The organism is Leucobacter sp. L43 (genome assembly GCF_016597785.1).
GTDB classification, from domain to species: domain Bacteria; phylum Actinomycetota; class Actinomycetes; order Actinomycetales; family Microbacteriaceae; genus Leucobacter; species Leucobacter alluvii.
The window spans coordinates 1,862,652-1,885,727 of sequence record NZ_JAENJG010000001.1; the positions used below are offsets into that span (position 1 = coordinate 1,862,652).

21 protein-coding genes are annotated in these 23,076 nt (G+C 68.4%); 10 read left to right on the top strand and 11 right to left on the bottom strand.

What is annotated here, in order from left to right:
• Positions 1-2: 2 nt before the first annotated feature.
• The 3 genes from JE033_RS08705 (at position 3) to JE033_RS08715 (ending at position 4,397) form a co-directional block, all read left to right on the top strand.
• Positions 3-1,622: a class I adenylate-forming enzyme family protein gene (locus tag JE033_RS08705; RefSeq protein ID WP_200330812.1), complete on the top strand. Its 1,620-nt coding sequence runs from the start codon at positions 3-5 to the stop codon at positions 1,620-1,622.
• Positions 1,623-1,758: 136 nt separating this feature from the next.
• Positions 1,759-2,769 (top strand): glutaminase A, encoded by a 1,011-nt coding sequence (gene glsA, locus JE033_RS08710; protein WP_200330814.1) that lies wholly within the window; start codon positions 1,759-1,761, stop codon positions 2,767-2,769.
• A complete protein-coding gene (locus tag JE033_RS08715; RefSeq protein ID WP_200330816.1) occupies positions 2,766-4,397 on the top strand; it encodes an MFS transporter in 1,632 nt (543 codons plus the stop codon). The genes glsA and JE033_RS08715 overlap by 4 nt, the downstream gene beginning before the upstream one ends.
• A gap of 30 nt (positions 4,398-4,427) precedes the next feature.
• Here the strand turns inward: JE033_RS08715 and JE033_RS08720 are convergent, their stop codons facing one another.
• Entirely contained in the window at positions 4,428-6,020 is a 1,593-nt protein-coding gene (locus tag JE033_RS08720) for an SDR family NAD(P)-dependent oxidoreductase (protein WP_200330818.1), read from the bottom strand.
• A 104-nt stretch (positions 6,021-6,124) separates the two neighbouring features.
• Here JE033_RS08720 and JE033_RS08725 point away from each other — a divergent pair, with 104 nt between their 5' ends.
• Genes JE033_RS08725 through JE033_RS08740 form a run of 4 tightly spaced genes read left to right on the top strand, consistent with a single transcriptional unit; the run spans position 6,125 to position 10,516 of the window.
• Positions 6,125-7,618, top strand: a complete 1,494-nt coding sequence (locus JE033_RS08725; protein ID WP_200330820.1) for an APC family permease — start codon at positions 6,125-6,127, stop codon at positions 7,616-7,618.
• Positions 7,618-8,304, top strand: a complete 687-nt coding sequence (locus JE033_RS08730; protein WP_200330822.1) for a TetR/AcrR family transcriptional regulator — start codon at positions 7,618-7,620, stop codon at positions 8,302-8,304. Before JE033_RS08725 ends, JE033_RS08730 begins: the two co-directional genes overlap by 1 nt.
• Entirely contained in the window at positions 8,301-9,449 is a 1,149-nt protein-coding gene (locus JE033_RS08735; RefSeq protein ID WP_200330824.1) for a P1 family peptidase, read from the top strand. Before JE033_RS08730 ends, JE033_RS08735 begins: the two co-directional genes overlap by 4 nt.
• Positions 9,450-9,478: 29 nt before the next feature.
• Positions 9,479-10,516, top strand: a complete 1,038-nt coding sequence (locus tag JE033_RS08740) for a sorbosone dehydrogenase family protein (protein ID WP_234037124.1) — start codon at positions 9,479-9,481, stop codon at positions 10,514-10,516.
• Between the two features lies 1 nt (position 10,517).
• On the opposite strand, the gene JE033_RS08745 is transcribed toward JE033_RS08740, so the two are convergent.
• From JE033_RS08745 to JE033_RS08760, 4 genes are all read right to left on the bottom strand, one after another.
• Positions 10,518-11,135, bottom strand: coding sequence for a TetR/AcrR family transcriptional regulator (locus JE033_RS08745; RefSeq protein ID WP_200330827.1), 618 nt, complete (start codon positions 11,133-11,135; stop codon positions 10,518-10,520).
• 130 nt (positions 11,136-11,265) lie between these two features.
• Entirely contained in the window at positions 11,266-12,051 is a 786-nt protein-coding gene (locus tag JE033_RS08750) for an MBL fold metallo-hydrolase (protein WP_370567928.1), read from the bottom strand.
• On the bottom strand, positions 12,044-12,613 hold the full coding sequence (locus JE033_RS08755; protein WP_200330828.1) for a hypothetical protein: 570 nt from the start codon (positions 12,611-12,613) through the stop codon (positions 12,044-12,046). Before JE033_RS08755 ends, JE033_RS08750 begins: the two co-directional genes overlap by 8 nt.
• A 3-nt stretch (positions 12,614-12,616) precedes the next feature.
• Positions 12,617-13,765 (bottom strand): zinc-dependent alcohol dehydrogenase, encoded by a 1,149-nt coding sequence (locus JE033_RS08760; protein ID WP_200330829.1) that lies wholly within the window; start codon positions 13,763-13,765, stop codon positions 12,617-12,619.
• Between the two features lie 265 nt (positions 13,766-14,030).
• Here JE033_RS08760 and JE033_RS08765 point away from each other — a divergent pair, with 265 nt between their 5' ends.
• A complete protein-coding gene (locus JE033_RS08765) occupies positions 14,031-14,654 on the top strand; it encodes a TetR/AcrR family transcriptional regulator (RefSeq protein ID WP_200330830.1) in 624 nt (207 codons plus the stop codon).
• Between the two features lie 10 nt (positions 14,655-14,664).
• Here JE033_RS08765 and JE033_RS08770 read toward each other — a convergent pair whose 3' ends face one another.
• The 5 genes from JE033_RS08770 to JE033_RS08790 form a co-directional block, all read right to left on the bottom strand.
• Entirely contained in the window at positions 14,665-15,849 is a 1,185-nt protein-coding gene (locus tag JE033_RS08770) for a MarP family serine protease (RefSeq protein ID WP_370567929.1), read from the bottom strand.
• A 393-nt stretch (positions 15,850-16,242) separates the two neighbouring features.
• Positions 16,243-16,455 (bottom strand): heavy-metal-associated domain-containing protein, encoded by a 213-nt coding sequence (locus JE033_RS08775; protein WP_090145687.1) that lies wholly within the window; start codon positions 16,453-16,455, stop codon positions 16,243-16,245.
• 79 nt (positions 16,456-16,534) lie between these two features.
• A complete protein-coding gene (locus JE033_RS08780; protein ID WP_234037125.1) occupies positions 16,535-17,164 on the bottom strand; it encodes a Pr6Pr family membrane protein in 630 nt (209 codons plus the stop codon).
• Positions 17,161-18,306, bottom strand: coding sequence for an AAA family ATPase (locus JE033_RS08785; RefSeq protein WP_200330832.1), 1,146 nt, complete (start codon positions 18,304-18,306; stop codon positions 17,161-17,163). The genes JE033_RS08780 and JE033_RS08785 overlap by 4 nt, the downstream gene beginning before the upstream one ends.
• A 35-nt stretch (positions 18,307-18,341) precedes the next feature.
• Entirely contained in the window at positions 18,342-18,923 is a 582-nt protein-coding gene (locus JE033_RS08790; protein WP_200330833.1) for a TetR/AcrR family transcriptional regulator, read from the bottom strand.
• A gap of 121 nt (positions 18,924-19,044) precedes the next feature.
• On the opposite strand from JE033_RS08790, the gene JE033_RS08795 reads away from it, so the two are divergent.
• Complete coding sequence (locus JE033_RS08795; protein WP_090145675.1) at positions 19,045-20,055, top strand: NADP-dependent oxidoreductase; 1,011 nt, start codon at positions 19,045-19,047, stop codon at positions 20,053-20,055.
• Positions 20,056-20,346: 291 nt separating this feature from the next.
• On the opposite strand, the gene JE033_RS08800 is transcribed toward JE033_RS08795, so the two are convergent.
• A complete protein-coding gene (locus JE033_RS08800; protein WP_090145672.1) occupies positions 20,347-21,021 on the bottom strand; it encodes a fasciclin domain-containing protein in 675 nt (224 codons plus the stop codon).
• A 288-nt stretch (positions 21,022-21,309) separates the two neighbouring features.
• On the opposite strand from JE033_RS08800, the gene JE033_RS08805 reads away from it, so the two are divergent.
• A complete protein-coding gene (locus JE033_RS08805; protein WP_200330834.1) occupies positions 21,310-23,031 on the top strand; it encodes a cytochrome c biogenesis protein CcdA in 1,722 nt (573 codons plus the stop codon).
• Positions 23,032-23,076 lie beyond the last annotated feature (45 nt).

Sequence of the window (23,076 nt, forward strand, 5' to 3'; positions counted from 1 at the left end):
AGATGAATTCAGTACCGATCCGCACGACTCAGGTGCGCGACCTGCCGCTTCATGCCTACGTCGAGGCGCACGCGCGAGCGCACCCCACGCGCCCGGCGATCCATTTCGCGGGAACGACGCTCACGTATGGGGAGGTGCAGCGTCAGGTCGAGCAACTCTCGACTTTTCTCGCGCATCGAGGAGTCGCGCACGGCGACACCGTCGCCGTATTCATGCAGAACTCCCCGCAGTTCATCATCGCGAGCCTCGCGATACAGCGTCTGGGGGCTGCACTCGGCCCGTGCAACCCGATGTTCAAGGAGTGGGAGCTGGAGTACCAGCTCACCGATCTCGAGGCTCGGGTACTGCTGACGTTCGACGACCTCGTCCCCGTCTTTCGGGCGACGAGCGGCACACTCATCGAGACGGTGGTGCTGTCGCGGTGGGATGACGTGATCGATGCCTCCGGCGACGCCGTGATTCGAGATGAGGGGCCCCCGGTACGCGACGCCGGGTCCCATGAGACCGTGCGATTTGCGGAGGTCGTGGCGGGCGTCGAGCCGGTGGTGCCGGGTGCCGAGATCGACATGGAACGCGATGTCGCATTGATCATCTACACGTCGGGCACGACGGGGAAGCCCAAGGGCGCGATGCTGTCGTACCGCAACACGGAGTTCAAGACGGCCGTGACCGTGCAAACCTACGGCTTCACTCACGAAGACGTGTTCTCCGCGGCGATGCCGATCTTCCACATCGCCGGCATGACCGTCGGAGTCAACTGCCCGCTCATGGTGGGCGGTTCCATCGTCTTGCAGGCCCGGTTCGAGGCGGGCACCATGCTGCGTGACCTCGAGCAGCACCGGGTGACGGTCACCTACATGACGCCGCCCATGGTGACCGCGATGCTCGATTCGGATCGGATGCCGCACTGCGATCTGTCGGCTGTGCGCCTCTCGTTGGGAACGAGTTTCGGGGCGCAGATCACGGAGGAACTCTCGGACCGGTGGGAGCGTCACAGCGGTGTGCCGATGTTCGAGTGGGCGTACGGAATGAGCGAAACACACACGGGGAACACGCAGATGCCGCCCCAGGCGATTCGATACGGGTGCCACGGGAAGCCGGTGCTCGACACGGAGATCCGGATCGCGGACCCCGAGGATCCCACGCGTTCGATGCCGCAAGGTCAGCCGGGCGAGATTCTCATCAAGTCGCCGAGTGTCTTCCTCGGATACCGCAACCGCCCCGACGCCACGGCGGCAGCGATGTTCGACGGGTGGTACCGCACCGGAGACGTGGGGCGGATGGACAGAGACGGCTACCTGCTGTTCGAGAGCCGCAATCAAGACATGATCAAGTGCAACGGATACTCGGTGTATCCCGAGGAGGTCGAAGGCATGCTCGTGCGGCACGAGGCGGTGCGGGAGGCCGCGGTGGTCGGGTATCCGGATGCGCGACGGGGTGAAAGCGTGCGGGCGTACGTAGTGCTCGAGCCGGGGGCTGCGCTCTCGGAAACGGACCTGATCGCGTGGACGCGTGAGCGCATGTCTGCTTACAAGTATCCGCGTCAGATTCGGTTCGCCGAGCGGCTGCCCACGACGACGACCGGCAAATTGCAGCGCGTGAGGCTTCGCGACCTCGACTGAGCGTGGCCCCGTGGTGTCACCAGGGCTGAAGCGACCGCTTCGTCGCGCGACCTCGCGGAACAACTTCGTGCTTGCGGTGAGCAGTGCGACGGGAGTTTACTGGGCGCAGGGGGGACTCGACTCAGGGGAGGCCTCGATGTTCGAAGTCGATATGGAAGGGGTGCGTCAGCGCGCGTTCACGGGCTCGCTTCCGGGCCAGGGGCGCGTCGATGAGCTACTGCACGAGGCGCACGCACGGTATGCGGCGCTCCAGGACGGGGTCGTCGCCGACTACATTCCGGTGCTCGCGAGAGCCGATCCCGATCGCTTCGGACTCTCTCTTATCGGGGTGGACGGCGCGACGTACGAGGCGGGTGCCGCTGACGACGCCTTCACCATCCAGTCGATCTCGAAGGCGTTCGTCTTCGCGCTGGTGTGCGAGGAGATCGGTCACCGGGCGGTGCACGAGCGCGTCGGCGTGAACAACACCGGCCTCCCGTTCAACTCGGTGATGGCGCTCGAACTGAACCTGGGCAGCCCGATGAACCCCATGGTCAACGCTGGAGCGATCGCGACGACGGCGATGATGCCGGCAGCGTCGCACGATGCGCGGTGGGAGGCGATCCGAAACGGGCTCTCGCGCTTCGCCGGGCGGGAGCTCGCCGTCGACACCGAGGTCTACGAGTCGGAGATGCGGACGAATACGCGGAACCGGGCGATCGCACGACTCCTCGAAGGGTACGGGCGGCTCGAGCGGGACCCCGCCGCCATCGTCGACATGTACACGCGCCAGTGCGCTTTGGTGGTGACCGCTCATGACCTCGCGGTGATGGGCGCCACCCTCGCCGACGGCGGAGTGAATCCGATCACGGGCGTGCGCGTGGTGGCGGAGGAAGTCGCGCGGGATACCCTCACCGTGCTCGCCTCGTGCGGCATGTACGAGCGATCTGGCGAGTGGCTCTTCGAGATCGGCCTCCCGGCGAAATCGGGGGTCTCCGGCGGCATCGTCGCGATCTCGCCGGGAAAGGGCGCGCTCGGCTCGTTCTCGCCGCCGCTCGACCCGGCGGGCAACAGCGTGCGGGGGCAGCGGGCGTGCGCGTTCCTCTCTCGCGCGCTCGGCCTCAACCTTTTCGCGAGCGGGGTGTCACGGATGGAGACCGCAGGATGAGCAATTCGCAGCAGCTGAAGAACGGCGCGGCGGTCGACGAGCGCCGCTCGTGGACGCCGATGATCGGTCTCTTCCTCGCCCAGGTGCTGATGTCGTTCAACGTCGCAGCGCTTCCGATCTCGCTCGGCGGGTTCGTCGAGGATTTCGGCGTGCCGCCGACGACGGCGAGCACCACGATCGTCGTCTACGGACTGGCGGTCGCCGCCCTGGTGATGACGGGGGCGAAGCTGGGCCAACGCGTCGGATGGGTGCTCATCTTCCGCATCGTCGTGGTGGCGTTCGCCGGTTCGTCGCTGCTCATGATCTTCGCGCCGACCATCGGGTGGGCGATCGCGGGGCAGGTGCTCGCCGGCGCTTCCGCCGCGATCATCGTGCCGTCGCTCGTGGCGCTCATCGCCGAGAACTATCGTGGCGATCAGCAGGCGACGGCGGTGGGTTCGCTGGGCTCCGCTCGCGCCTTCTCGGGCGTGAGCGCCTTCTTGATCGGCGGTACGCTCGGAACGCTGGTCGGGTGGCGCCCGGTGTTCCTGATCACGCTGGCTCTGGCCGTCGCCGTGTTCGCCCTGAGCTTCGGTCTGCGCTCCGATCGGGGCAATCGCGCCGTGCGCATCGACCTCATCGCCTCGGTGCTGATCGGTGCGGCGATCGTGATGCTGACGCTCGGCTTCAACAACCTCAACGGGTGGGGGGTGCTGGCGGCGCGCGACACGGCGCCGTTCTCGATTCTCGGGCTCTCTCCGGCGCCCGTGCTCGTCGTGCTGGGCGTGATCTTCGGGCAGCTGTTCTTCATGTGGACGAGGCGTCGCACCCGCAGGGGGAAGACGCCGCTCGTCGACCTCAGCGTGCTCGACCGGCCCGAGGAGCGCGCGGCGATCTACGCGATGTTCATCATCGTGCTCATGGAGGCGGCGGTGAACTTCACGCTGCCGACCTATATCCAGGTGGTGCAGGGGCGAACGCCGTTCGACACCTCGCTCGCGATGATGCCCTTCAACTTGACGGTGTTCATCACGGCGACCCTCATCGTGCGCTTCTACACCCGGTTCACGCCGCGCACGATCGCGTTGTTCTCCTTTGCGCTGACCACCGTCGCCCTCGTGTGGCTCGCCTTCGTCGTCACGAACAACTGGGAGACGATTCCGACGATTCTCGGCCTCATCGTCTTCGGGATCGGGCAGGGCGCGCTCGTCACGCTCGTGTTCAACGTGCTCGTCACGTCGGTGCCGAAGGAGCTGGCCGGAGATGTCGGCTCGATCCGCGGCACGACGCAGAATCTGGCATCGGCGGTGGGCACGGCGGTGATGGGCGCGGTGCTGGTGACACTGCTCACGACGGGGGTGACGCAGGCGGTCGAGGATCACCCGGAGCTTCCCGCTGAGCTCGTCGAGCAGGTGGATCTCGACTCGGTCAACTTCGTCGGGAACGACGAGTTGCGCGACGTGCTGGCTTCGACGACGGCGACGCCCGCGCAGATCGACGCTGCGGTCGCGTTGAACGAGGATCAGCGTCTGCGCACGCTGAAGCTCGGCTTCCTCATTCTCGCGGGGATCAGTGCGGTCGCTGCGCTCCCGGCGTCGCGTCTGCCGAACTACAAGCCCGACGAGATTCCGGATCCCGAGACCGAGTAGCGCTGCACGTCGATCGGCGTGCGGCTCGGCTCACCAGGGGCTGGGCGCGTAGTCCTTCAAGAAGCAGCCGTAGAGATCCTCGCCCGCCTCGCCGCGAACGATCGGATCGTAGACGCGCGCTGCGCCGTCGACCAGGTCGAGCGGGGCGTGGAAGCCCTCCTCGGCGAGGCGGACCTTCGTGAAGTGCGGGCGCTCGTCGGTGATCCAGCCGGTGTCGACGGCGGTCATGAGAATGCCGTCGGTCTGGAACATCTCCTCCGCGCTCGTGCGCGTCAGCATGTTGAGGGCGGCCTTCGCCATGTTGGTGTGCGGGTGCCCCGGTCCCTTGTAGCGGCGCGAGAACTGCCCTTCCATCGCCGACACGTTCACCACGTACGTGCGCCGTGCAGCAGCTGCGACCATCGACGCGCGCAGGCGGCTGATCAGCAGGAAGGGCGCGGTCGTGTTGCAGAGCTGCACCTCGAGCATCTCGAGCGGATCGACCTGCTGCACGTGCTGCACCCAGCTGTTCACATGGCTGACGTCGGGCACGAGGCCGCCGGCATCGATCGCTGATCCGTCAGCGTGCTTCGCGAGCGACGAGGCGCCAGCCGACAGCGCGAGCGCGCTGAGCTCATCTCCGGTGAGCTGCTGCGAGAGCCCCTCTGCGATCGTGCCGACGAGGCCTCGCGGGCCCTCGGCAGCGTGCACCTCTGCATCGACCGACGCCTCGAGTGCGCGCGGGTGCAGCTGCGCGGACTTGCCGAGTACTCGCATCTCGGGCAGCGCCCCCTCGGGCAGCGGCTCCGACTCGGCCTCGGCGAGCAACGAGTACGATCCGGGTGAGCGTCGCACCGTCTGCGCCGCGTTGTTGATGAGGATGTCGAGCGGGCCCTGCGCCGCGACCGAGTCGGCGAGCGCGATGACCTGAGCCGGGTCGCGCAGGTCGATGCCGACGACCTGCAATCGATGGAGCCAGTCGGCGGAATCGGGGAGCGAGGCGAACCTGCGCGCGGCATCGCGGGGGAAGCGCGTGGTGATGGTGGTGTGGGCGCCGTCGCGCAGGAGGCGGAGCGCGATGTGCATGCCGATCTTCGCTCGCCCGCCGGTGAGCAGCGCGCGCTTGCCCGAGAGGTCGGCGCTCGCGGTGCGCTTCGCGTGGCTGAAGCGCGCGCACTCGGGGCAGAGCTGGTGGTAGAACGCATCGACGCGGGTGTAGGGCTGCTTGCAGATGTAGCAGTTGCGCGGCTTTATCAGCTCGCCCGCGATCGGCGACTCGCTGCTCGACGAGAGCGGGAGGCCCCGGGTCTCATCGTCGATGCGGTCGGGGGCCCCGGTCGCCGTCGCGGCGATCACGGCGCGGTCGGCGGCGGCGACCGTTTCACGATTCTGACGTCTCCGCTGGTCCTTCACCGATTTGAACATGGTGGAGGTGGCGCGGCGCACTGCGAGGAAATCCGGGTGATCGGCCGGGAGCTCGTGCACCGCGCCGATCACGCGCAGCGCGGTCGCGAGCTCCTGCGGATCGACGCCGAGCTCGGCGGAGGAGTCTGCCGAATCGGTCGTGGGTTCTGTCACCGGGTCAATGTTACGGCACGTGAGACGGCCCAGAACTGAACATGAGTAATGGTCATCAATGCGCATTGAAGAACTGATTCTCAGCAATTTCCTCGAAAAGTGATACAGTCGTTCAGAAATCTCGAGCGTCATGGGCGCTCGGTACTCGCACCGGAACAAAGGAGTTTCTCGTGTCACCAGATCTGCACCCCTCCCCAACGCACGACGTCGGGGACGGCACCCTCGCCAAGGGAAAACTCGGCACCCTCGACATCGTCTTCTTCGTCGTCTCGGCAGCGGCTCCGCTCACCGTCGCGGTGAGCTCGGCTCCGCTCGCGTTCCTCGTCGGCGGGATCGGGGCGCCGGGCGCGATGCTGGCGAGCGGCGTGGTGCTGATCCTCTTCGCGATCGGCTTCACCGCGATGTCGCGATACGTGCGCAACACCGGCGCCTTCTACGCCTATGCCGCGGCGGGGCTCGGCAAACCGATCGGCGTCGGCGTCGCCTTCATCACGATCGTCTCGTACGCCCTCCTGTGCATCTGCTTCTACGCGCTGCTGGGCTTCTTCGCGCAACTCACCTTCGCGCACCTGCTGGGCCTCGACCTCCACTGGGGCGTGTGGTCGATCGCTTCCGTGCTCGCGGTCGGCGTGCTCGGCTATCGCCGGATCGACGTCGGCGCCAAAGTGCTCGCCGTGCTCCTCACCGCCGAGATCGCCATTCTCCTCGTGATCTCGCTCGCCGCGATCATGCAGAACGGGGCGAACATCGGAGCTGCGACCGCCGCTTCGTTCGACCCCCGGAACGTGCTCTTCGCCTCGGGCGCGAGTGCGCTCTTCGTCTTCGGCTTCGGAGCGTTTCTCGGGTTCGAAGGCACCGTGATCTACGCGGAGGAGGCGAAACAGCCGAGACGAACCGTACCGCGGGCGACGTACGTTGCGATCGCCTTCCTCGCCGTGTTCTACGCGTTCACCTTCTGGTCGCTCACCGTCGCATTCGGCGTCGACGGCATCATCGAACTCGCGCAGTCGGAGAACTTCGAGGAGATGATGTTCCTCGCCGGCGAGAGCGCGCTCGGCGCCTGGGCGGGCGTGACCGTCGAAGTGCTCATCGTGACGAGCTTCTTCGCCTGCACGCTCGCATTCCACAACGCCTGCTCCCGCTACCTCTTCTCCCTCGGCCGCGAACGACTCCTGCCCGCGATGTTCGCCCGCACGCATCCCCGTATGCGCTCGCCGTACGTCGCGAGCATCGTGCTCACCGCGATCAGCCTCGCTGCGATCCTCGCGGCCGCACTGACAGGAGCCGACCCGTTCCTCGGCATCGGGCTCTGGACCTACGCGATCGGCGTGGCCGGCCTCGTCTTCTCGCAGGGAATCGCCGCGGTCTCCGTCGTCGGGTTCTTCTGGAAGGACCGTCGCGGGCACGGCGTTTGGGAAGTGGTCGTCGCGCCGATCCTCGGGGCCGTCGGCCTGCTCGCCGCCTTCCTCGTCATCGCCACGCACTTCGACCTCGTCTCCGGCGTCGAAGGCCCGATCAACGGGCTCATGCTCGCCTGCGTGCCCCTGGTGTTCATCTCGGGCGTCGTCGTCGCTATCGTGATGAGACGGCGTTCGCCGGAGAAGTACGCGGCGCTCACCCAGTCGGTCAGCGTAGTGCCCCCAGCAGAAACGGAGTCCGACTGATGGCAGCAGCGAAGACCGCGCAGCGACGCCGCGATCTGCTCGAGGCGACGTCGCGCATCATCAGCGAGCGCGGACTGTCGGGCGTCAGCGTGCGCGCGGTCGCCGAACGCGCGCAGGTGAGCGCCGGGAGCGTGCTCTACCACTTCGAGAGCTTCGATCAGCTCGTCGAAGCCGCCGTGCGCGGGGCGATCAGAGAGTTCATCGACACCCGCCGCGCCGTCGCCGAGGGGCACCGCGACCCGATCGATCGCCTGCGTGCGACCATCCACGCGGGCATTCCCGAGCGCATCAGCGACGACCTGCGCGTCGTCTACGAGGCCTCGGCGGTCGTCCGCGAGCAGCCGCGCTTTCGGCTGGACATCGCGCTGCTCCTCGAACGGCAGGTCGCGCTCTACACCTCGATCATCGATGTCGGTGTCGCGCTCGGCGCCTTCTCACCGCGCATGGGGGTCCCGGCGATCGCAGCCAATCTCGTCGCACTCGAGGACGCATACGACCTGTACCTGCTCGATCCCGACAATTGGCAGCGCGAGACGTACCTCAGCAACACCCTGCAGTTCGCCGAGATCGCGCTCGGCTGCCGGCTCTCGGGCGAACCGCCCACCGCCTCCACCGCTGCGCCCGCCGCTTCGACCGCTGCGCCCACCGCCTCCACCGCTGCCACCGATCCCGAGGAGACCGAATGACGACATCCGCCGAACCGCGCCGTGCGCGCGACCTGGGCGTGCCCCTCGATGGCGAGCCCGGGCGCTGGAACGCGATCACCGACGTGCCCGGTGTGACGGTCGGGTACACGACCCTCGTCGCCGACGACCCGGCGGTCACGCGCACAGGAGTCACCGCCATCCTGCCGCGCGGCGCCGATCTGGCCGGGGCGCCGTGCGCCGCAGGCGTCGCTGTGCTCAACGGGAACGGCGAACTCACGGGTCGCAGTTGGATCGAGGAGGCCGGCCAGCTGCAGACGCCCATCGCGATCACGAACTCCCACGCCGTCGGCGCGGTGCATCAGGGCGTCGATCAGTGGCTGGCTCAGCATCAGCCGGCCGTTGCCGCGCAGTGGATGCTCCCCGTCGTCGGCGAGACGTGGGACGGGTACCTGAACTCGATCAACGCCGGGAGCGTGCGGCCAGAGCACGCGCATACCGCCCTCGATGCGGCGGCCTCCGGAGTGATCGCAGAGGGCAACGTCGGCGGGGGCACCGGGATGAACTGCTACGGATTCAAGGGCGGAACCGGCACGGCATCCCGGCTCGTGCCCGCGGGCGAGCGCACCTGGACGGTGGGGGTGCTGCTGCAGGCGAATTTCGGATCGCGACGCGAACTCCGCGTCGTGGGCCGGCCGCTGGGGCGCGATTCCGAGGCTCCGTGCCCGATGGAGACGAGCGGGTGGTTCGAGGGCGAGGTCGCGGCCGCCAGCGGCACCGCTCGCGGGCCGGCGGTGCCGGGAGCCGGGAGCGTGATCGTCGTCGTTGCGACCGACGCCCCGCTGCTGCCCGACCAGTGCCGCGCACTCGCGCGCCGCGTCCCCCTCGGCCTCGCGCGCACGGGCACCACGGGAAGCCACTTCTCCGGCGACATCTTCCTCGCATTCTCGACGGCGAACAGCGGCGGGCTGGGCTCCCGGATGGGCACTCCGGCCGGAACCGTTGAATCGATCGAGCACGTCAGCTGGGGCGCGATCGACGGGCTCTACACGGCGGTCGTCGAGGCGACGGAGGAAGCCGTGCTCAACGCGCTCGTCGCTGCTCGCGACATGGTCGGCCGCGACGGCCACGCCAGCTTCGCACTGCCGCACGACGAGGTGCGCGACGCGTTCGCGTCGGCGAGCTGATGCCGCAGCCCTGTCCGCGGCCCGCGCAGATGCGCAGACTGAGCGCGCTCGCCGCCAGCTGCCTCGCGACCGTGCTGCTCGGCGGGTGCGCCGGCACGCAGAGCGATGCGCCAGGGACCTCCGAGCCGAGCCGAGACGTGATCGCGAGCGGGCTCGAGACGCCGTGGTCAATCGCCTTCATCGCCTCGACGCCGATCGTGAGCGAACGCGACAGCGGCCGGATCCTCGCGCTCGACACTGCCGGAGCGACGAGCGAGCTCGCAACGATCGCCGGGGTCGGCGCGGGCGGGGAGGGCGGCCTGCTCGGGCTCGCGGCGAACGAGCGCGCGCTCTACGCATACGTGACCGCGGGCGACGAGAACCGCATCCTGCGTTTCGCGCTGCTCGACGGCGATGACGGGCCTGCGCTCGACGATCCCGACGTCGTGCTCGACGGGATTCCGGCAGCAGGCACCCACAACGGCGGCCGACTCGCCTTCGGCCCCGACGGCATGCTCTACGCGACGACCGGCGACGCCGGTGTTCCCAGTGCTGCGCAGGATCCCGAGTCGCTCGCCGGGAAGATCCTTCGGATGGAGCCCGACGGCACGCTTCCCGCCGACAATCCCGTTGCGGGGTCGCCGGTCTGGAGCCTCGGGCACCGCAACCCGCAGGGCATCGCCTGGGCCCCGGACGGCACGATGCTGGCTTCGGAGTTCGGGCAGAACACCTGGGACGAGCTCAACGTGATCGAACCCGGAGGGAACTACGGGTGGCCAGAGGTCGAGGGCGCAGCGGAAGATCCCGAGTTCGTCGATCCCGTGCAGCAGTGGCAGCCCGCCGACGCGAGTCCGAGCGGCATCGCGGTGCACGACGGGAGCGTGTGGATCGCGAATCTGCGGGGCGAGTCCATCCGCGAGGTGCCCCTGGATGATCTGACGGCGTCGAAGCTGCACGATGCCGGTGCGCTCGGGCGGATGCGCGATGTCGTGGTCGCGCCGTCGGGCGAGCTCTGGGCCGTGACGAACAACACCGACGGTCGAGGTGCTCCGCGCGATGGGGACGATCGCATCGTCGTACTGCAGTGACCTACGCAGGATCTGGGGCGACTGGGGCGACTGGGGCGTCGCGCGGCACATCGCGCAGCAGGGCGCCGAGCAGGCGGATCCCGCCGCGGAGCGTCTCGGTGTCAGCGCTGAAATGCCCGAACCACGTGCCGATGATCGTGGTGTGCACCAGCGTGACCAGTGCCGCGAAGCCGCCCGGGAGCTGCGCATCCGCGCCGTCGCGCCAGGGCTCCAGCAGCTGCACGGCCTGCGCCCGAATCTGTTCGTGATTCGCATCGGCCAGTCCCGTCCCGCCCCGGCGCACAGAATGCGCGAGGATCTCGAACATCGCGAGATGGTCTTCGAGCGGCATCTCGATGGTCCGATCGAACAGCCACCCGATCTGCGCACCGAGATCGAATCCCGAGCCAGGGGTGCCGAGACCGGCATCCGTCGCTTGCTGCACGTGAGCGGCCACGGCGTCGAGGAGGGACTCCTTGCTGGCGAACCAGTAGTGCACGCTCCCCAGCGGTGTTCCAGCCACTTCGGCGACTCGGCGAGTGGTGACCCCCGCGAGGCCGTGCTGAGCGATGACGCTGATGGTCGCCTCGATGAGCGTGCGGCGCGTGCCGTTGGTGCGCCTGTGCGATTCTCGGTTCACCGGGTCAGTGTACGTACTTTCTGACGCGTTTCGAGGAGCGCACGCAGGTGATCGCGCACGAATCGGGCCCACGAGGGGCGCGGTGCTCCTGAATCGACAATGGAAACGCCGCCCTGTTGCTGAATCCCGCTCAGTCCACGCCGACCCGCCTGGCCTCCGATACCGCTCGCGCGGCTCCCCGAACGTCCGGCGCACCGTGCCCGGGGAGGAGCAGTGCGGCCCGCGTGCGCGCCAGGTCGTCGAGCGAACGGAAGCCGAGATCGGCGTCCGCGGTCGCAGCCCGTGCGACCATCCGCGGGCCGCGCTTCCCCGTGTAGGGGTCGTACGTGACGAGCGCGTCGCCCGTGAACAGCACGTCGACGGGTGCGCCCCCCTGCGAGCTCGAGTACCGCAGTGCGCAGTGCCCGAACGTGTGGCCGGGGCTGAACACGGAAGCGAAGCGACCCAGTGCGCCCGAACTCCCCGAGAGATCACCATCCGAGTCGACCCCGCGCACGCCCAGGGCGCCGGCCCCCACCATGCGGGCGAGCCCCGGGAGGGACGCCGGATACCGCAGCGGATACTTCAGCCGGACCGACTCGTGCGCGTACCGGTAGGGATGCCGCAGCAGGGGCGCGTCGGCGTCGTGCACCAGGACGGGAACCCCATGCTCGCGCTGCAGGGTGCGGCAGAGCCCGACGTGATCGAAGTGCGCGTGCGTCAGCAGCACCGCCGTGAGGTCGCCGGGGCGGTGCCCGAATCGGGTGAGAGCCTTCCGCACGAGGCTCCAGCTGCCCGGCAGGCCGGCATCGACCAGCACCGGCCCGTCTGAGGCGTCCACGAGGTAGCAGTTGACATTGGCCCGCGTGATCATCGCGATGTCGTCGGTGACGAGGCGCACGCCGTCGCGCGGCGGCACCATCCCGGCCTCACCCACGGCGTCGTCCTCGAGTGAGCAGGGAGACGACGACGGCGGCCCAGACGACCCACGGGCCTGCCACGATGATGGGGTCGAGCCAGGCGTGCCGAAGATCGACGCGACCCCGCCCGAGGCGCGAGCGGACCGGGTGGCGGCGGGACTCGCTGAGCACGCCGGTCTGCGTGACCGGATTGTCGGGTCGCGCAGAGGCGAAGGAGCGCAGGTGCGCTGCGACGGCATCGACGCGGTCCCCGAGCACGAGCAGGAGCCAGCGGGTGTTCTTCCCCTCTCCGAACCGGCGATACGCCAGCCGGCGGATGACGCCCGACGCGCCGTGCAACGGCTGCGCCGTGCCGAACACCGGGGGCAGCATCTCATGCTCGATCGACCGCTCGCGGTCGCCGCGCTCGCGCTGGCGGTCGGGGAAGTCCCAGTGCGCACCGGTGGGCTCCGGTGCGGCGGTCTCCATGGGCCAGGAGGGGCGGAGCGCGGTATCGAGATCGGCTCCCCAGCCGGGGATGCGAGCTCGCAGCGCCTCCGACGAGGGCGCGCGGTTCGGGTGATCGGCGCGATAGGGCATGGCTTACTCCGTTCCGGGGATGATCGCGGGCTTGATGCAGTCGTCGAGCTTCGAGGAGAACATGTGATACCCCTCGCCGATGTGCTCGAGGGGGAGTCGGTGCGTGAGCAATTCGCCAGGGCGCACATCGCCGTTCCGGATGTGCTCGAGCAGGCGCGGCCACTGCCGTTTCACGGGCGCCTGGTTCGCTCGGATGGTCACTCCCTTGTTCATCGCGTCTCCGAAGCGGATGGCGGACGGGAGCGGACCGTACGCGCCGAGCACGGCGACGCGGCCGCCCTTGCGCACCGAGTCGATCGCCCAGTTGAGTGCAACGGGGGAGCCCCCCTGCAACTTGAGCTTCGCGGAGGTGATGTGCTGCAGTGCGCCGCCATCCGCCTCGGCGCCGACCGCGTCGATGACGACGTCGGCCCCGAGCCCGTCGGTGAGTCGCTTCATCTCGACGACCAGGTCGCGATGCTCGCCGATTGCGACGGTTTCGGCGAACGCGAACGTTCGTGCCTTCTCGAGCCGGTAGTCGAGGTGGTCGACCACGATGACGCGACCCGCCCCCATGAACCACGCAGAGCGGGCGGCCGCGAGCCCGACGGGGCCGGCTCCGAGCACGACGACGGTCTCGCGTTCTGCGATCTCGCCGAGCTGCGCGCCGAAGTAGCCGGTCGAGAACGCGTCGGTCAGCATCAGGGCGTCGTCCTCGTCCAGCCAGTCGGGCATGATCATGGGTCCCACATCGGCGAACGGGACGCGCACGAGTTCGGCCTGGCCGCCGTCGTAGCCGCCGGCGGAGTGCGAGTACCCGTAGATGCCGCCGATCGCGGTCGCATTCGGGTTCACGTTGTGGCAGTTCGACAGCAGACCGCGGGAGCAGAAGTAGCAGGAGCCGCACGAGATGTTGAACGGCACCATGACGCGATCGCCGCGCGAGAGGTGACGCACCGATGACCCCACCTCCTCGACGACCCCGACGATCTCGTGGCCGAAGGTGTGACCGATCCGCGTATCTGGGATCAGTCCGTGGTACAGGTGCAGGTCGGACCCGCAGATCGCGGCCCGGGTCACGCGGACGATGGCATCGTTGGGGTGCTCGATTCTCGGTTCGGGCTTGTTCTCGACCCGCACCTTGTACGGCCCCCGATAGGTCATTGCTCTCACGTCATGCCTCCGCTCTCGTGTCGTTCCTGCGCCTTCCACCTTGAAAGGTCTCCGCGTGAAGGGTGAGTGCCTTGCCAGTGCGAGTCGCGTGTAGTAGATCGTGGAAGTCGCGGCAGAGCTGATGCGCGGAACCCGGCACGCGCCGGCGTGCCGGGGCGCGGTGGTTTTCGACACGCATACCGATGGGCCGTATTCGTGGTCGCGGCGGCTATCTTGGAACCGGTTCGGCTGTTCGAGCCGAGGCAGGGATACCGAGGGGGCGCCGTTGGCACCACACATCGAGGGAGCTGGCACGAAGCAGCAGCGCGGCATCGAGACGCGTATGGCGCTGCTCGAAGCATCAGGGCGGGTCTTCTCGAGGCTCTCCTACGATCAGGCCAAGCTCAAAGACATCTCCGATGAGGCCGGCGCGAGTCAGGGGTCCATCTACTTTCACTTCGGCAACAAGTACGACATCGCGGAGGCCGTGCTCGCGGTGCAGCAGGAACGCATGCGCGCCGCACTCGATGAGGAGCTCGCGGTCGGCCGCAACGGTTACGACACGGTCATCGTCATGCTCCGGCGTCTCGCGGATCTCATGGCGACCGACCGACTCGTGCAGGCGGGCCTGCAGCTCGTCGACTCCCTGCCGGAGGCGCTCCGCGATCACGGTCACAACTCGTACGTCACCTGGCAGGGCAATGGCACGATGCTGATCGAACAGGGCATTCGCGACGGATCGATCACCTCGACCGAGTCGCCGCGACTGCTCGCCGAGATCATCAACGAGCTGTACGTCGGAGCGCAGATGATGGCGGGCATGGCGGATCGCTGGGGGTCCCTGCCCGACCGCGTGGACCGCTTCCTGCCCTTCGTGAAGCTGCTCCTCCGGCCGGAGCCCGGGCGCTGAGCCCGCGGCGTCAGCCGGAGAGGCAGGCCCCGGTCGATACCGGCGCCGTCGCCGTCTCGAGCGTCGCGAGCACGGGGAGCAGTTCGGCGAGGGTCATCGCGTACCCCACACTCGCCCGCTCCGTGTCTCTCGCGAAGACGACTCCCGCGACGCCGCCCTCCTCGGTCAGGAGGGGGCCTCCCGAATTGCCGGGCCGCACATCGGCCGAGAGCACGTGGATCGAACGCGGCGTCGACGACGTGCCGTAGATGTCCGCGATCGGAGCGTCGCGCGTCGCGAGCACTCCGGCGCCGACCGTCGTGAACGGACCGCCGTACGGGTAGCCCTGCACCGCACCTCCGCTTCCCGGCACGAGCGAATCGTCGAGTGGAAGCGGGCTGGCGTCGACGTCCGCAGCGATCACCGCGATATCGTCGATCGGATCGAAGTACACGACCCGGCCGTCGCGCGCCGGTTCGCCCGGCAGCTCAACGAGCGGGGTCTCGATGCCGGCGACGACGTGGGCGTTCGTGACGATGCGATCCTCGGCGACGACGAAGCCGGTGCCCGTCGGCATCGTGCCGCACCCGTATGCGAGACCCGAGATGCGTGCGACCGAGGCGGCCGAGGCGGCGAGTGCTGGGTCGTCGGTGTCGATGGTCGCCGCGGGGGTGTCCGTGCTCAAGTCTGAGTCGAGCAGTGCATCGACCGTCGGGATCACGGTGTCGCCGAGCACCGCCGCGTGCAAGCGGGCGGCAGCGTCGGTGAGCGGTTTCGGCGTCCACTGCTGCAGCGTGCGCAGCACCGTCGAGGAGGCGACCGCTGATGAGACGCCCGGCACGCCCGATGCTGTGATGGCGGCGCCGATGAGGGCCACTGCGGTGACCGAGGCGACGAGGCCGAGCGCCCCGCCGAGCAGGCGTTCGATCGCGCGCAGCTTGAGCCGGTCTGCACCGCGGCGCAGGAAGGAGCCGATCACGGAGCCGAGCCAGGCGCCGAGGGCGAGCAGCAGAATCGCCGAACCGATCACCGCGGTGCTGCGCCAGCCGTTCTCGGGCAGTTCGCGGGCGATGATCGGCAGCAACCAGGGCGAGACCGCCGCGCCCGCGACGAGACCGGCGAGCGCACCGACCACGGAGAAGAATCCCGAACGCACACCGGCGAGCGTGGAGACGATGAGCACGACCACGATGATGATGTCGACGATCGGCAGCACCCGGCCTCGTTCCTCTTCACGCTCGGGCCGCCTGCCCGTTGCTTCTCAGGAACTGTACTGACACGGCCTGGGAGCGCTCCGCAGAATCGCTGAGCACTCCCCGCGGGCTCTCGGTGAGAGATCGCGCTTCGGTGAGACGCCATCAGGGTTTCCAGCCTCACCGAAGCCCGTCTGCTGACCGAGTCCCGTCTGCTCCCCGGCGCCGTCGACACCGGCTGCGTCAGCTTCTTCCCGATGTGCATGACGCAGGAGGCGCACGTCGTCCCGCCGATCTTGAGATCGTACGAGGTCGGGGAGAGGCTGTTCAGCAGGGTCATGGGGAGGGCCTCTCGAGGAGAGCGAGGTGCAGCCGACTGGGTCTGCCCGCGGGCCGCAGCACGTACCTGGCGCGGCTCAGGCGAGTTGCGCGGTGTACCCGGCTTCGTCGACGGCCGCGAGTACGGCAGCGGTGTCGACCGGGTCTCCTGCGGTCGTGACGCTGAGCTGACCGGAGGCCGCGCTCACCGAGATGCCGGTGACTCCAGCGATCTCGCCGACTTCCGATCGCACTGCGCGCTCGCAGTGATCGCAGGTCATTCCGGTGACGGTGAATGCAGTCGTAGCCATGCGTATGCTCCTTCGAGGTGAGGGACGGAGTGCTCCTTCACATCGACAGTATACCCTATGGGGGTATGCTGCAAGGGTGTCAGGAGTCCATCCGGAGCTCGCGGCGGCCCGCCGAGAGCCGGACGCGGCTCAGCGACCAGACCAGCGCGCCGCTCGCGAGCAGCGCGATCAGCAGCCCCAGGATCGTGCCGACGAGAGCTCCCCCGCCGCGCTCCGGGAGGAGAAACCCGTACGGCACCCACCCGTCGGTCGCACCGCGCACCAGTACGACCCCGATCCACGCGAGCGGATACGGCAGCACCAGCCATAACCGGCGCCACGGGAGCGGCGGGCGATCGCCGACGCCGATCCAGTCGAGCAGGAGGAGCGCGGGGAACACGATGTGCAGCACGGCGCTGACCCACGGAGGCGCCGCACCGGTGCCCGGTACGAGTGCGTTGTAGATCACGCCGACGATGAGCATGCACGTGACGGCGACCCCGCGCGCCGTCGCGGCCCAGCGCGGTGCTGGGCGCTTCCGCGCTCCGCTGCTACCGAGTGCGATGAGCAGGATGGCGGAGAGCAGGCTCGTGAGGTTCGTGAAGTAGCCGAAGAAATCGAATGGGTTCATGCCGCCGACGCCCTGCAAGTACGTGGTGCAGAGAATGACGATGACGATCGCGCCGACGGCGATGCGCGCCCAGGCGACGGTCACGGATGCCCGGCTCATCGCCTCGGCCATTCCCAGCGCGGCACGTCGAGCAGACCCTGGCCCGCGACTTCCGTGCCGTCCCCGTCGGAGACGAGTTCGATGGCGGAACCCGCGTCTTCGAGCGCCCGGCGCAGTACGCTCGAGTGGGTGACGACGACGACCTGCGTGCGGTTCGCCGCGGTCGCGATCAGCGAGGCGAGCGCCGGGATCAGGCTTTCGTGGAGCGATGCCTCCGGTTCGTTGACGACGATCAGCGGCGGCGGATCGGCCGGCAGCAGCGCCGCGCAGAGCAGCAGGTATCGCAGGGTGCCGTCGGAGAGCTCCGCCGTCGAGAGCGGCCGGAGGAGGCCGGGCTGACTGAGCATGAGGCGGAACACGCCGCTGACGACGTCGATCGAGACGCGCGATCCCGGAAACGCGTCGGAGACGGCATTGGTCAGATCGTGATCCTGCGCCGCCTCGATCGCGGTCGCCCAGACCGCGGCCAGATCGGCACCGTCATCGCTGAGCCACCGCGTGCGCGTGCCGACCTGCGGAGCGCGGGCCCGGGCGTCGCGGTCGGTGCGGAAGTGATCGTAGAAGCGCCATTGCGCCATGCGGTGCCGCAAGCGGAGCGTGTCGGGCAGTGCGGTCGCGTCCTCGAGATCGAGCAGCACGCTCTGCCCGGGGCCGAGGGTCTGCTGCAGCACGCGCCATCCGTCGTCTCGCACGCGCACCGCCGCACGCGTGCGATCGACGATGACGGATGCCGGCCGGGCGAACGGCCCGACGAAGACCTGCTCCCGCTTCACCTCCGGATCCTGCGTGAAGAAGCTGCGGCCGCGGTCGAGCTGCGGCAGGCCGAGATCGGTGAGGTAGCCGAACTCATCCGATCCGAAACCCAGCCTGAGGGAGACCGGGCGCCCCGGGGAGGCGCCCTTGATCGGACCCGATGCGCGACGCGACACCTCTGGACCCGCCCAGAGCACGCTCGCGAGCCCGCCTTCCCGGGCGATCGACCCCACGATGCGACCCTCGCCGGCTGCCGCGAGCAGACGCAGCGCCCGATACAGATTGGACTTGCCGGTGCCGTTCGCTCCCGAGACGATCGTGAGCCGGTCGAGTGGCACGATCAGGTCGACGAGCGATCGGTACCCCGAGACCGCGAATGTGGTGAGCATGGCTGCATTCTTGCAGCGGCTCCCGACAATCGCCGCTACGCCGCCGCGATGAGGGCGAGCGCCGTATCCACGGCCGCGGTCGCACTGCTCCGGTCGATGCGGGCGAGCGCGAGTGCCGCCACCACCTGGCCGGTGCAGGCGTCGGCGAGGCGATCCGCCGCACCCGGGTCGAGGTGGGGGAGCCGGGCGGTGATGCCGCGCTTGAGGGCTGCGCGCAGTTCGTCGCGGTACGCCGAGACCGATGCGGCGACCGCCGAGTCTTCGCCGATCGGAGCGCCGGCCGTGTTGATGAGCATGCACCCGCTGCGCGCGGCGAGCGACGCGGGATCCGCGAAGGCGTCGCGCAGTCCTGCCAGGTAGCCGATGACGGCATCGGGTGAGACCGGCGCTGCCGTCAACGGCTCCAGGCGGGGGCGGATGACGTCGTCGAGGTACTGCTCCACGGCAGCGTCGAAGAGTCCGCGCTTCGAGCCGAAACTGTTGTAGATGCTCGAGCGCCGCAGCCCGGTGGCCCGTTCGAGGTCGGCGATCCCGGCGCCCTCGTAGCCGGTCGTCCAGAAGGCGTCCATCGCGGCGCGCACGACTGCGTCGCGGTCGAAGGAAGCTGTACGTGCCATGAGTGCGCCTTTCAGGACTGATCGTTCCAGTATATATTGGAACGACCGTTCCATATAGCCCGGTTCGTTCCGAGCCGGCATCCGAGGGCGCAGGATCGCCCGCACACTCTGGAGGTTCCACGTGACCGCACCCGTCAGCACACAGATTCAGCTCGTCTCCCGCCCGAGCGGTTGGCCAACGCACGACGACTTCCGCACCGTGCAGGTCGAACTCGGCGAACTGCAGCCGGGCGAGGTGCGCGTGCGCAACGAGTTCGTGTCGGTCGATCCTTACATGCGCGGCCGCATGAACGACGCGCGCAGCTACGTCGCGCCGTACGCGCTCGGCGAGCAGATCCAGGGCGGCGCCATCGGCCGAGTCGTGGCCTCCGCCTCTGACGAGGTGCCAGAGGGCGCGGTCGTGCTCCACCAGCACGGGTGGTCGGACCTGGTGCAGGCAGACGCAGCGACGTTCCGCGTCGTCCCGGAGATCGACGGGGTGCCGCTCTCATTGCGCCTCCACATCATGGGAATGACGGGCCTCACGGCGTACGTCGGTCTCACCGCCATCGCCGGCCTGCGCGAAGGCGAGACCGTCTTCATCTCGGGCGCCGCGGGAGCGGTCGGCACAGCGGCGGGCCAGATCGCGAAGCTCCTCGGAGCGGCGCGGGTGATCGGCTCGGCGGGATCCGCTGAGAAGGTGGCGCTGCTCACCGAGAAGTACGGATACGACGCGGCCTTCAACTACAAGGACGGCGACGTGCGCGGCCAACTCGCCGCCGCAGCTCCCGACGGCATCGACGTCTTCTTCGACAACGTGGGGGGCGACCACCTCGAAGCGGCGCTCGATGCGTTCAACGACGACGGCCGCGCGGCGCTCTGCGGCGCGATCGCCGAGTACAACACCTCGGAGACCACCCCGGGGCCAGACAACATGGCGAATCTCATCACACGCGCTCTGAAGCTCGAGGGCTTCACCGTCGGCAAGCATCTGCAGCACGCGCCCGAGTTCCAGCAGCGGATGGGCGAATGGTTCGCCGCTGGGAAGATCGCGTACGACGAGACGATCGTCGACGGCATCGACCACACCGTCGACGCGTTCCTCGACATGATGCGCGGCGCGAACGTGGGCAAGATGCTCGTGCGCGTGTAAGGCGGCGAGATCCGCCGCGGGCATCTCTCCGAGCGAGCGACCAGCTCGAAAGCGCAGTTGATGCTCGCCGCTCAGTGCGAATGGTGCCGGATCGCGCTCTCGCGTCCGTCCCCATCCGCCGTCCGCAGACGACGCAGCGCCCGGACTCCATCCTCGGGGCCCGGGCGCTGCGTGTCACTGCGAACAACAATGTGCCCGCCTCTCCTGTGCGAGCGACGGACACATTGGCCTTGCGGGCGATCGAGCCGCGACTGCGCTGGCTCTCACGCCGAGATTACTGCACCGGCGAGATTACTTGGCCGGGGGCATCAGAACGGTGTCGACCAGGTACACGGTCGCGTTCGCGGTCTGGACTCCGCCGCAGATGATGTTCGAGTCGTTGACCATCATCTCGTCACCCGAGCCGGTCACCTCGAGGTCAGCGCCCTGCACAGTGGTGTGCATGCCTGCGATGTCAGCCGGCTCGATCTGGCCGGGCACCACGTGGTAGGTGAGGATGCTGCTGAGCAGGTCGCTATCGGTCTTCAGCGTATCGATGGTGCCGGCGTCGATCTTCGCGAAGGCGTCATCCACCGGTGCGAACACGGTGAACTCGTCACCGTTCAGGGTGTCGACGAGGTCGACGTCAGGGTTCAGCTGACCGCTGACCGCCGAGACGAGCGTCTTCAGCATCGGGTTGTTGGATGCCGCGACTGCGACCGGATCCTGCGACATGCCCTGGATCGAGCCGTCGCCCTCTGGCACTGCTTCAGCGTATGCCGCGCAGCCGGGGCCGACCAGGTTCGCTGCCGGATCCATGGCGTCCGACGACTCCGCCGGCTCCTCCATGGGGGTCTCTTCCATCTGCTCCGTGGTCTGGTCTTCGGCGGCTTCGTCCGACGCTCCCATGGAGCAGCCGGTGAGCATTGCGGCGCCGACAAGCGTCATTGCGAACGCGGCGCCGAGGGTCTTCTTCTTGGTGAACATGGTTCCTCCTCGAGATGAGATCCGCAGATTTCCGCGGCTTGTAAACGTCTTCGGAGCCCTCCCGCGGTCGGATGGGAAATTGATCGAAAAAGTTTTCCGGGTGCCTTCGCGGTGTCGTGTCCGTGCGCGGGATCGCGGGAGCGTGCGCCCTCGCGCGCGCCCGCGCGCGGACAAGAACTGCTGGCCCGGCATCCGCAGTGGGGCCCGCACGAGACCCGAGCTCTCCTGGCCTCAGACCCATCCGATCGGCGCTCCGCTCCGAAGTACCTCGCAATAGGAAGGCCTCTCATGGACATCGTGCTTATCGGTCTGCTCGGCGGACTCATCACCGGCATCTCGCCGTGCATTCTCCCGGTACTGCCGGTCATCTTCCTGACGGCCGGCGCGCAGCCGGCCGCGCCGGGCAAGGCGCCGGAGGTCATTCCGGCGAAGCGCAGCCGCCCGTTCTGGATCATCGCGGGGCTCGTGCTGAGCTTCTCCGTGGTGACGCTGCTCGGATCGGTGCTGCTCGGGCTGTTGAACATTCCGCAGAGCGCGATCCGCTGGGCCGGCGTCGCCGTTCTGCTGATCATCGGCGTCGGCATGCTCTTCCCCGGGTTCGAGCAGCTGCTCGAGAAGCCGTTCCAGCGGCTGCCCCGCCGGAAGGTCGGCGAGGGAGGCAACGGGTTCGGCATGGGTCTCGCGCTCGGAACGGTATTCGTGCCGTGCGCCGGCCCCGTGCTCGCTGCGATCATCGTGGCGGGTGCGACCGGCCAGATCGGCATCGAGACCGTCCTGCTCACCTTCTCCTTCGCGATCGGCGTCGCGCTGCCGCTGCTCGTCTTCGCGCTCGCCGGCAGCAAGGTCGCCCAGCGCATCCGCGGCTTCCGCAAGCGGGAGCGCACGCTGCGCATCGTCGGCGGCGTCGCCCTGATCGCCCTCGCCGTCGGGCTCGCGTTCAACGTGCCGCAGGCGCTGCAGCGTCTGCTGCCCGATTACACGGCCGGCATCCAGAAGGATCTGGCCGAGAGCGACGCAGGCAAGAGCGCCCTGAATCTGGGCGGTCTCGTCACCGACGAGAACCGCGATCTCGACAAGTGCGCGAACGACGCCGACGAGCTCGCGTCGTGCGGCAAGGCGCCCTCGATCAAGGGCATCGACACCTGGTTGAACACGGAGGGCGGCGAGGCGCTCGATCTCGACGAGTTGAAGGGCGAGGTCGTGCTCATCGACTTCTGGGCTTACTCCTGCATCAACTGCCAGCGCTCGATCCCGCACGTGGTCGCCTGGGATGAGGCGTACGGCGACAAGGGACTGAAGGTGATCGGCGTCCACTCGCCCGAGTACGCATTCGAGAAGGAGCAGTCGAACGTCGAGGCCGGCATCAAGGACTTCGGCATCGAGTACGCGGTCGCCATGGACAACAATCTCTCGACCTGGACGAACTACCGCAACCGCTACTGGCCCGCCCACTACCTGATCGATGCGGAGGGCACGGTGCGACACATCTCGTTCGGCGAGGGCAACTACGAGACCACCGAGAAGCTCATGCGAGAACTGCTCGAGGATGCGAATCCCGACGAGGAGCTGCCCGCTGAGACCAACATCTCGGATGCGACGCCGGAGGTCGGCAGCACCAGCCCTGAGACGTTCCTCGGCTCGTCCAAGGACCGCAACTTCGCGGGCCCCGGCGACTACCGGGCCGGTGAGGGCGAGTACGAGTTCCCGAAGGATCAGAAGCAGGACACGTTCGCGCTCGACGGCAAGTGGACGATCGAGACGCAGTACGTGACTCCGACCGACGATTCGGAGACGAACATCCGCCTCGACTACCGCGGCCAGGAGGTGCGAGCCGTCATCGCGGGCAGCGGCACGATCGAGGTCGCGGTCGAGGGCGGTGGCACCCGATCCATCGAGATCGACGGAACGCCGCGCTCCTACCGAGTGGTGGAGGCGGATGATCCGGCCGAGGGCACGCTCGATGTGCAGGTTCCCCAGGGCGTGCAGGTCTACTCGTTCACCTTCGGGTAGGCCCCGATCGCATAACGGATTTGGACTCGAGGCACGAGACGAAGG